Annotated in this window: 12 protein-coding genes and 1 pseudogene; 5 read left to right on the forward strand and 8 right to left on the reverse strand. The window is 63.0% G+C overall.

What is annotated here, in order from left to right; translation table 11 throughout:
• Positions 1–27: 27 nt before the first annotated feature.
• From D3I60_RS03545 to D3I60_RS19315, 4 genes and pseudogenes are all read left to right on the forward strand, one after another.
• Complete coding sequence (locus D3I60_RS03545) at positions 28–345, forward strand: EthD family reductase (protein ID WP_262774771.1); 318 nt, start codon at positions 28–30, stop codon at positions 343–345.
• On the forward strand, positions 342–848 hold the full coding sequence (locus D3I60_RS03550; RefSeq protein ID WP_262774772.1) for a flavin reductase: 507 nt from the start codon (positions 342–344) through the stop codon (positions 846–848). Before D3I60_RS03545 ends, D3I60_RS03550 begins: the two co-directional genes overlap by 4 nt.
• A gap of 1 nt (position 849) precedes the next feature.
• A complete protein-coding gene (locus tag D3I60_RS03555) occupies positions 850–1,842 on the forward strand; it encodes an AraC family transcriptional regulator (RefSeq protein ID WP_262774773.1) in 993 nt (330 codons plus the stop codon).
• A 644-nt stretch (positions 1,843–2,486) separates the two neighbouring features.
• Positions 2,487–2,867 (forward strand): annotated as a pseudogene (locus D3I60_RS19315) (transposase); the annotation flags it as partial.
• An 84-nt stretch (positions 2,868–2,951) separates the two neighbouring features.
• Here D3I60_RS19315 and D3I60_RS03560 read toward each other — a convergent pair.
• From D3I60_RS03560 to D3I60_RS03570, 3 genes are all read right to left on the reverse strand, one after another.
• On the reverse strand, positions 2,952–3,917 hold the full coding sequence (locus D3I60_RS03560) for an aldo/keto reductase (RefSeq protein WP_262774774.1): 966 nt from the start codon (positions 3,915–3,917) through the stop codon (positions 2,952–2,954).
• On the reverse strand, positions 3,829–4,491 hold the full coding sequence (locus D3I60_RS03565) for an SDR family NAD(P)-dependent oxidoreductase (protein ID WP_262774775.1): 663 nt from the start codon (positions 4,489–4,491) through the stop codon (positions 3,829–3,831). Before D3I60_RS03565 ends, D3I60_RS03560 begins: the two co-directional genes overlap by 89 nt.
• A gap of 256 nt (positions 4,492–4,747) precedes the next feature.
• Positions 4,748–5,593 (reverse strand): DNA-formamidopyrimidine glycosylase family protein, encoded by an 846-nt coding sequence (locus D3I60_RS03570; RefSeq protein WP_262774776.1) that lies wholly within the window; start codon positions 5,591–5,593, stop codon positions 4,748–4,750.
• Between the two features lie 231 nt (positions 5,594–5,824).
• Between D3I60_RS03570 and D3I60_RS03575 the strand changes: the two genes are divergently transcribed.
• The gene (locus D3I60_RS03575) at positions 5,825–7,759 is read left to right on the forward strand and encodes an aconitate hydratase (RefSeq protein WP_262774777.1); all 1,935 of its coding nucleotides are present in this window, start codon (positions 5,825–5,827) and stop codon (positions 7,757–7,759) included.
• A gap of 69 nt (positions 7,760–7,828) precedes the next feature.
• On the opposite strand, the gene D3I60_RS03580 is transcribed toward D3I60_RS03575, so the two are convergent.
• Genes D3I60_RS03580 through D3I60_RS03600 form a run of 5 tightly spaced genes read right to left on the reverse strand, consistent with a single transcriptional unit; the run spans position 7,829 to position 12,953 of the window.
• Positions 7,829–8,605 (reverse strand): FadR/GntR family transcriptional regulator, encoded by a 777-nt coding sequence (locus tag D3I60_RS03580; protein WP_262774778.1) that lies wholly within the window; start codon positions 8,603–8,605, stop codon positions 7,829–7,831.
• 12 nt (positions 8,606–8,617) lie between these two features.
• On the reverse strand, positions 8,618–9,430 hold the full coding sequence (locus D3I60_RS03585; RefSeq protein ID WP_262774779.1) for a 3-oxoacyl-ACP reductase: 813 nt from the start codon (positions 9,428–9,430) through the stop codon (positions 8,618–8,620).
• Positions 9,431–9,485: 55 nt separating this feature from the next.
• The gene (locus D3I60_RS03590; RefSeq protein ID WP_262774780.1) at positions 9,486–10,838 is read right to left on the reverse strand and encodes an aldehyde dehydrogenase family protein; all 1,353 of its coding nucleotides are present in this window, start codon (positions 10,836–10,838) and stop codon (positions 9,486–9,488) included.
• Entirely contained in the window at positions 10,835–11,608 is a 774-nt protein-coding gene (locus tag D3I60_RS03595; protein ID WP_262774781.1) for a gamma-glutamyl-gamma-aminobutyrate hydrolase family protein, read from the reverse strand. The genes D3I60_RS03590 and D3I60_RS03595 overlap by 4 nt, the downstream gene beginning before the upstream one ends.
• Positions 11,589–12,953: a glutamine synthetase family protein gene (locus D3I60_RS03600; protein ID WP_262774782.1), complete on the reverse strand. Its 1,365-nt coding sequence runs from the start codon at positions 12,951–12,953 to the stop codon at positions 11,589–11,591. Before D3I60_RS03600 ends, D3I60_RS03595 begins: the two co-directional genes overlap by 20 nt.
• Positions 12,954–13,078 lie beyond the last annotated feature (125 nt).

The raw sequence follows: 13,078 nt of genomic DNA on the forward strand, positions 1-13,078 counted from the left end.
TCTCATCCATATACCTAAGGATCGACAATGCATAAGCTGCTGGTGCTCTACCCCGAGCCTATTGACCGGACAGCATTCATCGACTACTACACACATTCGCACCTGCCGCTCGCAAAACACCTGCCCGGGATGACGAGCTGGACCTATTCGGTCGACGCCAGTACCGACAGTGAAGGGAAGGCACCCTACTTCGCGTTGTTCGAAGCAGTCTTCCCCGATGCGAAGACATTTGCCGACGCCATGGCATCAGAAGCGGGTCAGGACGTTGCCGCGGATGTAGGGAACTACGCCACCGGCGGAGTCGTCATCATCGATTTCGCGATTTCAGGAGGAGAATACTCATGAATGAACTCACCGACGTCCAAATTCAGTTCCGTCAGGCAATGGCACATCTGGCCTCTGCCGTGAATATCGTGACCACAGAGGGACCGCACGGAAAGCTCGGCATTACAGTAAGCGCCGTCTGCTCGGTCACGGACTCACCACCGACCGTGTTGGTCTGCGTCAACCAGGCAAGCGCCGCCCACGACGTGTTCACGAACAATGGAGTCGTAGCCATCAATGTCCTCGCCGGCGAGCAATGCGAACTGGCTCGTCACTTCTCCGGTGCGACGAAGATCCCGATGGAAGATCGGTTTGCTTGGGACATCTGGGACGACGGTTCCACAGCGCCGACGCTCCGAGAAGCTCGAGTCGCGCTCGTCGGCCATATCCAATCCACCATGACTCAGGGGACCCATTCCGTGGTCTTCGTCCAAGTCGACTCGATCCGTGTCCGTGACGAGGCCGAGGGCCTCGTCTACTACGGTCGCAACTTCCATCGGGTCAGCGAACTCACCGCAATCTGAGATGAACACCCGCACAGTCGGCCCAGGTCCCGACCTGGCGCCGAGACGATTACGCGGACAGTCACCCGAAGAAGCCCGCGAAGTCGGCACCGAGCTCTACTATCCACATCGGCTGCTCGTTCGCGGAGTCGGATCTCGCTTCGAGATGAGGGCGACTGCGACACAAGTCGGCCCCGTGTCTATCGGGACATTGAAATACACCGCACCTGTAACGGTCGAAACCGGACCTTATCAGAATGCCTACCAGGTCAATATCCCGTTGAACGGTACGTTCAGGACTACTGCGGGTTCGCGTGCTGTCGTGGCTAACCGGCAGCGAGGCGCCGTCTACCGACCAGACGTCGACACGGCGTTCAGCGGCTGGGACTCACCCTGCACGATGTTCACTGTCAAGATCGACCGTTGCGAGTTCGAGCGCATCACCGAATGCTATCTGGGTACGCAGCTGCACTCTCCGATCGACTTCACCTTGCCTCTGTGCGTCGACACCGAAACCGGTGCTGCCTGGATGAGATCCGTCCGTCTTCTGGCGAATCTGTCTCAATCAGTCTCGGCCGGCCCGTTGCTCATCGACCACATGGTCGAAGAGATGCTCGTCAGCCTTCTCTGGGCCAGCGAGCATTCACTCCATAGCCTGCTGATGGAGAAGAAGCCGGCGCCCGCATCGGCGCTGCGACGAAGCATCGAGCTCATCCACGCAATCCCCGAGGAGTCGCTGACCCTTGACGCTCTCGCCCAGTACGCAGGGGTCAGCGGTCGATCACTCCAGATGTCTTTTCGCCGGGAGTTCGGCCTCTCCCCCATGCAGTATCTCAAATCAGTCCGCCTCGACAGAGTCGCCGAAAAGCTGCGACAGCCGGAGACGAACGATTGCCTCGTCTCCGAGGTGGCCCGGCGCTTCGGTTTCGGCCACCCCGGCCGTTTCGCGTCTGAATATGCGCGTCGTCACGGCGAGAAACCGTCAGAGACAGTCAGACGAGCTTCGCTGCTCTGACCAGTCAGATCCGGACCGGGCTATCGACCAGCTGCGTGCGCGCCTTCTTCATGGTCGCGCCCGACTCGTTCGAATTCCACAATGCCCCTCCCAATTACTACTGTGAGTATTGATAGTGGCTGGTCTGGGACTGGCTGGCAGAGTAGGAACTGACCGTCCCATCGATCATCATGACTCTAATTACTACTGACTCGAACGATGTCCTCGTCGGGATCTGTCTGATGATTGGTGGGCGGTCGGCACCGGCTCGGCCCACATCGGTAACTTGATCAGAAGGTTGTCCGTTCCTGACCGAACGTGACTCATCACAGTAGTGTTTCGACGTGACTATCTCCCGGACCGGAGCCGACCGCTTTGAAGGTCGGACCTCATCCGTTCCGACACAGTGCTCAGCAAGTCTGGTGGCCCGTCGATACTGCTGCATTCCCGACCACGAAAGCTGGCGTCAAACGAGCCCTGACGTGGGCCGGCCGCCGTACCGGCGGGGACCTCGACACCCTGTGGGTCATCGAGGGCATAGGCACGTACGTAGCGATCCTTGCCGACCTTGTCGCCGAGGCCGCTAGCATGAGTGCGCGCGACCGGCATGCCACGGGCACCTTCTTCCAATCTCCCTGCCTCTATTATCCCCGGGGCGATTCAACAGTCCGGGGGCGGTGTTGCTGGCTGAGCCGGGGATTGGTCCGATCACCGCGGCTGTGTTTCACCTGGCGTGGTCGCATCATGGGCGGGTGCGTTCCGAGGCTGCGTTTGCGAAGTTGCCGGGGGTCTGCCCGATACCGGCGTCGTCGGGGAATGTGGTGAGGTTCCGGCTGAATCGCAGTGGTGATCGTCGGTTGAATTCTGCGTGGTACATGGTGGCCATCACGCGGCTTTCTCACCAGAAGAGGTCCCAGGTGTACATGGCTAAACGGCTAAGTGAGGGGAAGACGAAGAAGGAGACGATCCGGTGTATGAAGCGTAGCTTGGCCCGTTCGGGGTATCTGATTCTCGAGGCCACGAACCCGATCGGTCAAGCCGCTTGACAGACATAGAAGGATCCTGACGGCGGCCCAGCAACCTCGCGCGAGGTTGCTGGGCCGCTGTCAGGTAGTAATTGGGAGTGAAAGTCAGGACGGGTCCTCCTGCGCGAACGGCGCGGAGACCCGGTCGAGACGGTCGACTTCGTCGACGCTGAGCTCGAGCCCGGGCGCGGCCATGACCGCCTCGAGCTGCTCAGGTGTGCGGGCCGAGGCGATCGGTGCCGTCACGCCCTTCGCCAGCAGCCAGGACAGCGCCACAGTCGTCGGAGCGACATCGTGCGAATCAGCGATCGCGACGAGATCGTCGACGACCTTGAGCCCCTCGGCGTTGAAATATCCCTGCACCATGCCACCCCGGTCGGCCCCTTCGAGGTCGGCTTCGGTGCGGTATTTGCCGGTGAGGAAGCCGGCGGCAAGGCTGAAGTAGGAGAACACCGCGAGATCGCGCCGCTCGGCGACCGGACGCAGATCGGTCTCGAACTCCCGCCGATAGACGAGGCTGTACTGCGGCTGGATCGCGACCGGCTTGACCAGCCCTTCGTCTTCAGCCGCTGCGAACCACCCGGCCAGACGCGCCGGCGAATAGTTCGACACCGCGATGTGCTTGGCCTTACCGGAACGGACGATCTCATCGAAGACGCGGGCCACCTCGGCGATGGGGGTCACCTCATCGTCACGATGGGCGTAGTAGAGGTCGACGTGATCGGTCTGCAGACGCTCCAGGGAGGCGTCGATGGCGGTGCGGATGTATTCGGGGTCCTGCGTCTTGTGCTCGGGATGATCGCCGACCTTCGTGGCGATGACGACGTCATCGCGGTTGCCCCGCGAGGCCAGCCAGGTGCCGATGATGGTCTCGGATTCGCGGCCGGTGTTGCCGGGCACCCATGCGGGGTAGGACTCGGCGGTGTCGAGGAAATTGCCGCCGCCGGCCACGACGGCGTCGAGGACGGCATGGGACTGCGCCTCATCGGCCGTCCACCCGAAGGTGTTCGTGCCGAGATTGATCGGGAAGATGGACAGGTCGGTGCCGGGAATCTGCTTCCGCGTGGTCAAGCTTTCCTCCATTCGTCGAATGATCGGCCGCGAACGGGCCGCACTTCCGCACAACGGATAGATCTGGAGGACTATTCCGCCGAGGCGGCCCACGCCTGACCGCGCTCGTGCGGGAGGTCGTGAACGCCGCGTCCTCGTAACCGGCGCGGGCATCGGCCCGCACCTGCGCGACATCGTCGGGACGCAGCAGCGGACCCGCACCGGTGCCGGTCCCCGCAGCCAGGACGGTGTCGACGACGGCGGGCATGACGGAGGTGAAGTGCACCCCGGTACCGCGCATCTTCGTGCGCACGGCCTTGAGGTAGCCGAGCACTCCGTGTTTGGTCGCCGCGTATGTCGCCTCTCCCGGAGCGGGCAGGATCGATGCCGCCGAGGAGGTTGACCTCGCGCTGAGCGCGAACCGCCGCATCCGATTCCTCATCGAAGGAACCGACCCACATGATGCCGGCATTGCTGACGAGCACATCGACGGGCCGAGATCGCGGCGGACGGATACGAGGAAATCGGCGAAGGGGTCGGTGACGTCGAGGCCGAAGGCGCGCACTCCCGGTTCCGCGGCGGTGTCCTCTGCCACGTCGAGGTCACGGTCGCCGATGGTGGCTCGGGCGCCGGCCGCGGTGAAATGTGCGCCGATCGCCTTGCCGATTCCACGTGCCTCTCCGGTGACGGCGACGATTTTCCCGGGATGAGTTCCTCACCGCCATCGCCGAGGTGGCCCTGCATGCCCATGGCATCGCCGACCGCCAATTTCGCCTCCGCCCAGCGTGAGAGTGCGGTGAGCGCGGTGTCAGCGTCCGTGCCGGCGGTCAGGCGTCACTTGAGCAGGCGCCTTACTTGAGGAGGCGGTCCATGCGACGGTCGGAGAGCTTCCTTCCGCCGGTCTGACAGCCGGGGCAGTACTGGAGGGATTTGTCGGCAAAGGACACCTCGGCAATGGTCTCCCCGCAGACATGACAGGTCTCACCTGTGCGGCCGTGAACGGAGAATCCGCGTTTCTTCGCGGTTTTGATCTTGCCCGGCGGCAGGCCGATGAGGGCGGTGCGGGCGGCATCGAGCACCTCGTGGATGGCGGTGTGCAGCGTCTGCGGGTCGACGGTCTTCGCGATTGCGAACGGGGAGAGTCGGGCGGCGTGGAGGATCTCATCGGTATAGGCGTTGCCGAGGCCTGAAATGATTCTCTGATCTTCGAGGACCGTTTTGATCCGGGAGGTCGACTCGGACAGTGCCGCGGCGAGTTCGTCGACGGTGAGACTCAGTGCGTCGGTGCCGAGCGACGCGAGGGCGGGCACCTCGGAGGAGTCGCGGACGAGGGAGACGGCGGCGTTCTTCTTCGATCCGGGTTCGATGAGGTCGAAAGCGGATCCCGAGACCAGGGTTACGCGCATTCCCAACGGCCCTTTGCCCATCCGGATCGGACCACTCGGTGCGGTGTCATGCCAGTTCAGCCAGCCCATTCGGGCGAATCGGCAGACCAGGTTAAGTCCGTCGAAGCCGATGACGAGGGCTCGCCCGCGGCGGGCCACCTCGGTGATTGCAAGTCCGGTGAGCGCATCGATGCTCGGGTCGACGGTCTTGAGCAGGCTCAGGTCGGCGATGTCCGCGCGGGTGACGAAGTCCCCGACCAGCCGCGGACGCAGGAAGTCGACCAGCGCATCGACCTCGGGCAGCTCCGGCATAGTCCCAGTATCCTCCTCACCTCCCAATCCCAACACCCCCAATTGCTACCTGACGGCGGCTCAGCAACCTCGCGCGAGGTTGCTGAGCCGCCGTCAGGTAGTTCTGAGACTCGCGAACCCGGTCGCAGGAGTTGACCGACCTTGAGAACCCGTCGGTCGAGGACTAGCGTGGATTGACCACCGCAAGCCGAATGGCTTCGGTGGATCGCTGACTGCCGAAGGAGGCGGACAATGCCTGAGAACGTTGCTCAGAAGCTCATCCGATCGCATCTGGAGTCCGGGGAGCTCGCTCCCGGAAACGAGCTCGGGATCCGGATCGACCAGACTCTCACCCAGGATGCGACGGGCACCCTGGTCATGCTCGAGCTCGAGGCACTCGGCCTCGACCGTATCCGCACGGATCTGTCCGTGCAGTACGTCGATCACAACCTGCTGCAGACCGATGAGAAGAACCCGGAGGACCACGAATTCCTCCGCTCTGCCGCGGCACGGTTCGGTCTGTGGTTCTCCCCTGCCGGCAACGGCGTCTCCCACCCCGTCCACCAATCCCGGTTCGGAAAGCCCGGAGCCACTCTCATCGGTTCCGACTCGCACACCTGCGCTGCCGGTGCCTTGGGAATGCTCGCGATCGGCGTCGGTGGGCTCGAGATCGCCATGGCCATGGCAGGTGAACCCCTCTTCATCAGCGCGCCGCAGATCATGGGCGTCGAGCTCACGGGCGCCCTGCCCGACTGGGTCTCGGCCAAGGACGTCATCCTCGAGATGCTGCGTCGCCACGGCGTCAAAGGCGGAGTCGGAAAGATCATCGAATATCACGGAGAGGGCCTGAAGAACCTCACGGCCATGGACCGTCACGTGATTGCGAATATGGGTGCCGAGCTCGGCGCCACCGCCACGGTCTTCCCTGCCGACGATGCCGTCCGCGACTACCTCGAAGCCGTCGACCGCAGTGAGGACTTCACCCGCATCGAAGCCGACGCAGGAGCCGAGTACGACCTCACCGACACCATCGACCTCTCCCAGCTCGAGCCGCTCATCGCCGCACCTTCGTCTCCGGGCAATGTCACTCCGGTGCGCGAGGTCGCCGGTAACGACGTCTTCCAGGTCGTCGTCGGTTCCTCGGCGAACCCGGGACTGAGGGATTTCGCCGTCGTCGCCGAAACACTTGCCGACCGCCAGATCCACCAGCAGATCTCACTCGACATCAACCCCACCTCACGGGAGGTCCTTGCCGACCTCATCGCCGGCGGATGGCTGACCTCTCTGGTGGGATCCGGGGCCAGGATTCACCAGTCCGGCTGCATGGGCTGCATCGGCATGGGCCAGGCTCCGGCGGTCGGGCGCAACAGTCTGCGCACCATGCCGAGGAACTTCCCCGGCCGGTCCGGCACCGACGAGGACGCCGTGTGGCTGTGCTCGCCGGAGACCGCGGCCGCTGCCGCACTGACTGGGAAGATCACCGATCCTCGCGATCTCGACATGGACTATCCCGAGGTGCGGCTGCCCGAGAAGTACTCCGCGAACCGCAAGATGCTCGTCCCACCGCTGGAACCGGAGGAAGCCCGGTCGGTCGAGCTCGTCAAAGGAACGAACATCTCGACCCTGCCGGACTTCGAACCGCTGCCCGATGACATCGATCTGGAGATCCTGCTCAAGGTCGGCGACAACGTCTCCACCGACGAGATCATGCCCGCCGGATCCCGCGTTCTGCCGTACCGGTCGAACATCCCGAAGATCTCCGAGTTCGTCTATATCCAGGTCGATGACACCTATGCCACCCGTGCCGCCGACCACGACGGAGGGCACGCGATCGTCGGTGGGGACAACTACGGTCAGGGGTCCTCTCGCGAGCATGCGGTCATCGCTCCGCGATATCTCGGCCTGCGGGTCGTGGTGGCGAAATCGTTGGCACGGATCCATTGGCAGAACCTCGCGAACTTCGGCGTCCTCGCTCTCGAGTTCACGAACGAGGCCGACTACGAATCGCTGTCCCAGGGTGATGTGCTTGAGTTCCGTGGTCTGCGCGATGAGCTCGGCGACGGGACGACGATCACCGCCGAGGCGGCCGGCCGAAAGTTTGAATTCCGCCATGGCCTGTCGACGCGTCAGGTCGAGATGGTCCTCGCCGGCGGTCGCATCGCCCAACGCGCCGCCCACCTCACCTGACCCTTAAGAACTACCCGACGGGGGCCCAGATACCTCGCGCGAGGTTGCTGGGCCGCCGTCGGGTAGTAATTAGTGGGGATTGGCGAGGAAGCCCCTGAGAAGCGCTGCCGTACCGTCGAGGTGTTCGGCCATGGCGACACGTGCGGCTACAGAATCGCCAGCAAGGATCGCCTCATGAATGTGCAGATGTTGCTCGTGAGAATGAACGAGGTTGGGTTCGATCATTGGAATGCGTTCGAGCAGCTTGTTCGCCCGCGTCCGGCTCTCGACCATGGAACGGACCAGACTCGGCGAGCCGGTCATCTGCGCCCAGGTCAGGTGCAGCTGGGAATCGAGGCGACGGTACGAAGCCATATCGGAATCCCGACTCGCTACGAGGGCAGCAGCCAACTGACCGCGCTGAGCCGCGGTGAGATCCTGCGCAGCTGCCACCTCGGCGATGCCGATCTCGATGACCTTGCGCCAGGTGAGAGTGTCGTCGACTTCTTCGGGCGAGAATCCACTGCCGGGTCCGTCATCGAACCGCTTCGTCCCCGCACCGCTGGACACAAGCTCCGCTCGGGACTTCATCACGAATGTTCCACCACCACGGCCGCGGCGCACATTCACCCACCCGGCCGCCTGCAGTTCCGAAATCGCTTCACGCAAGGTGGCCCGCGAGACGCCTAGCTGCTCCGCCAACTCCCGCTCCGCAGGGAAGCGCTCACCGGGGGGAATGATCCCGAGCCGAATGATCTGCAGCAGGCACTCGATCGTCTCCTCGAAGACGTTGCCGGACCGAGCAGGGGCGATGGCCCGCAGGGCTGTCATCTGCTCCTGCGGTGCGCTCGCTCTTTCAGCACTCATACCTTCACGATCTCACAGTGGGGTCGTATACGCGTTCGTCAGTCCCCCATCGACGGTGAACGACTGCGCAGTGACGAAAGAGGAATCGTCACTAGCGAGGAATGCGACCGCAGCCGCCATCTCCTCGGCCTCGCCGAACCGCCCCATCGGCACATGCACGAGTCGTCTCGCCGCCATCTCCGGGTCCTTGGCGAAGAGCTCTCGCAACAGCTCCGTGTTCACCGGCCCCGGGCACAGTGCGTTGACACGGATACCTTCCTTTGCAAACTCGACTCCGAGCTCACGGGTCATGGCAAGCACACCGCCCTTTGACGCGGTATAGGAGATCTGCGAGGTAGCCGAGCCCATGAGCGCGACGAACGACGCAGTGTTGATGATCGAGCCGCGTCCCTGCTTGCGCATGCGTTTGAGTGCCGCTTGCGAGCACAGATAGACCGAGGTGAGATTGATGTCCTGGACCTTGCGCCACACCTCGAGACTCGTCTCCGTGATCGAAGCGTCGGCCGTCGGAGAGACGCCGGCGTTATTGAACGCGACGTCGACGCTGCCGTAGGTGGCCGCGGCAGTGTCGAAGAGGTTCTCTACGTCGGCCGGATCCGTGACATCGGTGGCGACGAAGAGCCCACCGACCGCGTCAGCCGCCGCAGTTCCGGCTTCGATGTTCGTGTCGGCGATGACGACTTTCGCTCCTTCGGAAGCCAGCCGCTTCGACGTCGCCAGGCCGATGCCGCTGGCACCGCCGGTGACGACGGCGGTGCGGCCGGGCAGGCGGCGGCAGATGATCTCGGCGGGGTTGGCGGCAGAGACCGTCGGTGATGCGTTCATGAAAGTGTCCTTTGTTCGTGGAGGAGGTGTACTTCGCAATCAATGCGGCTCCGGGTCAGTCAGTGGCGATGAAGACGTTTTTCGTTTCCGTGAACGAATCCATGGCGTGCGGGCCGAGTTCCCGGCCGATGCCGGAACGCTTGAACCCGCCGAATGGTGTCGAGTAGCGCACCGCGGAATGCGAGTTGACCGACAGCGCTCCGGTCTCGACTCCGCGTGCGGCCCGCAGCCCGCGTCCGATGTCGCGGGACCAGATCGAGCCGGAAAGGCCATAGTGGGAGTCGTTGGCCATGGCGATCGCCTCGGCTTCGTCACGAAAGCGCTGGACGGTGACGACGGGGCCGAAGATCTCCTCAGTGACGATGCGGTCGTAAGGCGTCTTCGGCAGCACCACGCTCGGCGCGAGCCAGTACCCGGTTCCGCTAGGCGCCTGCCCGGTGAACGCGACGTCGACTCCTTCGAGGAACCCCGCCACCGTCTGCAGGTGACCGGCGGAAATGAGTGGCCCCATCTCCGCATCCTCCCGCGCAGGGTCGGTGACATTGACGCCCTTGACCGCGGGTTCGAGGAGTTCGAGGAACCGGTCGAACACTGACTCCTCGACGAGGATGCGCGAGCGTGCGCAGCAGTCTTGACCGGCATTGTCGAATACGCCGTACGGAGCAGTGGCTGCGGCCGCCTCGAGATCCGCGTCGGCGAAGACGATGTTCGCCGACTTGCCGCCGAGTTCGAGGGTGGTGCGCTTCATCGTCTTCGCTGAATCTGCGAGGATCAGCTCCCCCACTTCGGTCGATCCAGTGAACACGATCTTCGCCACCCGCGGATCATCGGTGAAGGTCTGCCCGACGACGGAGCCGCGACCAGGCAGGACCTGGAGGACATCCTCGGGGATGCCGGCTTCGACAGCGAGTTCGCCGAGGCGGATCGCCGTCAGCGGTGTCAGTTCCGCGGGCTTGATAACGACCACGTTCCCTGCGGCCAGAGCAGGAACGAACCCCCACCCGGCGATCGGCATCGGGAAGTTCCAGGGCACGATGATGCCCACAACTCCGAGTGGTTCGTTGAACGTGATGTCGATTCCCCCGGCAACCGGAATCTGCTCGCCGAGATGACGCTCCACTCCCCCTGCGAAATAATTGAGGACATCGCGCACGTTCGCCGCTTCCCCGCGTGCATTGCCGATCGTGTGGCCGGCTTCTGCGACTTCGAGTCGGGCGAGGTTTTCGATGTCCGCGTCGACCGCCCGGGCGAAGGCCCGCAGCAGCTCCGCTCGTTCGGCCGGTGCGGTTGTCCGCCACCGTTGGAAAGCGTCACCTGCGCGGCCGATCGCATCGCGCGTCGATTCGACGGTATGTCCAGCCACTGCGGTGATCCGCTCTTCGGTCGCAGGATTGAGCACATCGGTCATAGTCGAGCCTCCTCTTTCGTCTCAGATTTTCGGCCGCGCACACGAGCGCGAGCTCTTTCGACGAGGTCGGTGAACAGATTCAATTCGTCGAGAGTCTCTTCCGGATGCCACTGCACCGCCACCATCCTCGCCACGTCACCTTCGAAGGCTTCGACGGTGCCGTCCTGCGCTCTGGCAGAGAGAACCAGCCCCTCACCGAGGCGGTCGATCGATTGATGATGATGACACCGAACCGTGGTTTCGGTTCCGAGGATCGCCGCGGTCCTCGTGTCGGGCAGAGTGTTCACTGCTACCTCGGCGAATTCGTCTTTGACCACCGCTTCATGAGGATCGAGACCGGGAAGGTCCGGCATATGCTGGTGGAGGGTTCCACCGTGGACGGTGTTGACGATCTGAGCTCCCCGGCAGATCGCGAGAACTGGAATATCGACTTCGACCGCCTGTTGATACAGGCTCACTTCGAATCGGTCACGGCGCAGATTGGGCGTTTGCGTCCGTTCATGCGGTTCGGCGTCATAGAGCCGGGGATCGACGTCGTCTCCGCCGGTGAGGACGACTCCGTCGAGCTCGGCCACTTCGGCAGCCGACCACGATTCCTCCGGGGGGAGGAGAACGACACGACCACCGGCACGGGTGACTGCGGTGACGTAGACGCTGGGCAGAAAGGCTGCATCACGGTCCCAGACACCATACTGCCCTCTCCCGTAGTAGGTCGGCAGGCCGATGAGCGGACGCTTGGCCTCTGACTGATCAGAGCCGTTCGAAGCCACGTCGGACCTCCCAATCGGTGACAGCAGCATCGAAAGCAGCCATTTCAACGCGGCCGGCGTGAGCATAGTGGTCGACGACTTCATCGCCGAACGCTTCGCGTGCGACTGACGACGTGTCGAAGGCGGAGACCGCATCGTGCAAGCGTCGCGGAATACTCCGAACGTCTTGGGTATAGGCATTGCCTGCCAAGGCTTCGGGCAGTTCCAATTTGTGATCCAGTCCGTGGATTCCAGCGGCGACGAGTGCCGCGCAGGCGAGGTACGGGTTGGCATCGGCACCGGGAACCCGCTGCTCGAATCGCAGACCGGGTCCGTGGCCGACGATGCGAACGGCACAGGTTCGGTTGTCCCAGCCCCAACCCACAGTGGTGGGGGCGAAGGAACCGTCGGCGAAGCGTTTGTACGAGTTGACGTTCGGCGCGTAGAGATAGGTGAAGTCATATTGGGTGGCAACGACTCCTGCCACAAATTGCTTCATCGTCTCCGACATTTCATTGCCGTGCCCGACTCCGAACACTGGCTTTCCGGACGAGTCGTTGAGGCTCATGTGGATGTGGCACGAGCTGCCTTCGCGGCCATTGGGTTTGGCCATGAAGGTCACCGATCGTCCCTGCTGGTCAGCGATTTGCTTCGCGCCGAGTTTGTACACGACGTGGTTGTCGCAGGTGGCGAGGATGTTCGTGTATCGGAATCCGACTTCGAGCTGTCCGAGGTTGCACTCACCTTTGGCGCTCTCCGTATAGAGCCCGGCGCCGTCCATTTCGTTGCGCAGTCGGCGGAGATAGTCTTCGACCTGTCCTGTGCCGAAGAGAGAGTAGTCGATGTTGTAGATGCTGGCCGCTTCGAGGTTGCGGTAATCACCGGCCATAGCGTTCCTGTAGCTCGTGTTGTACAGGGCAAACTCGAGCTCGGTGGCCCCGATCGGGGCGTATCCAAGCTTCTCGAGGCGTTCTAACTGAGCCTTGAGCACCTGCCGTGGGGAGACCGCCAAGGGAGTTCCGTTGGTACGCGCCAAATCGCATTGGACCATCACGGATCCCGGGTGCCATGGGATACGCCGCAGTGTCGAGAAATCGGGCACGAACAATAGGTCTCCATAGCCGTGTTCCCAGGAGGTCAGTGCGAAGCCGTCGACCGTGTTCATCTCGACGTCGGCGGCGAGCAGGTAGCTGCACCCCTCGGTGCCGTTATCCATCACTTCGTCGATGAAGAAACGTCCTGTAATCCGTTTGCCCTGAAGTCGGCCCTGCATATCTGTCGCCGCGACGAGGACAGTGTCGACTTCTCCGGACTCGATGTCTTTCTGCAGCTGGTCAAGGGTCAACGGCGATGGGGCAGTGCTCATAGTTCCTCTTCTGGATTGTGGCGCGTCATTGCGACCGCTCGCGGAAACTCTCAGGGGGTGAGTGTGATGAGGTATCAGCATTCCCCCTTAAGGTATGGCACTATTCCTTTTAAATGCAATGGGTC

The sequence above is a fragment of the Brevibacterium permense genome, assembly GCF_025506275.1.
Taxonomy (GTDB): Bacteria; Actinomycetota; Actinomycetes; order Actinomycetales; family Brevibacteriaceae; genus Brevibacterium; species Brevibacterium permense_A.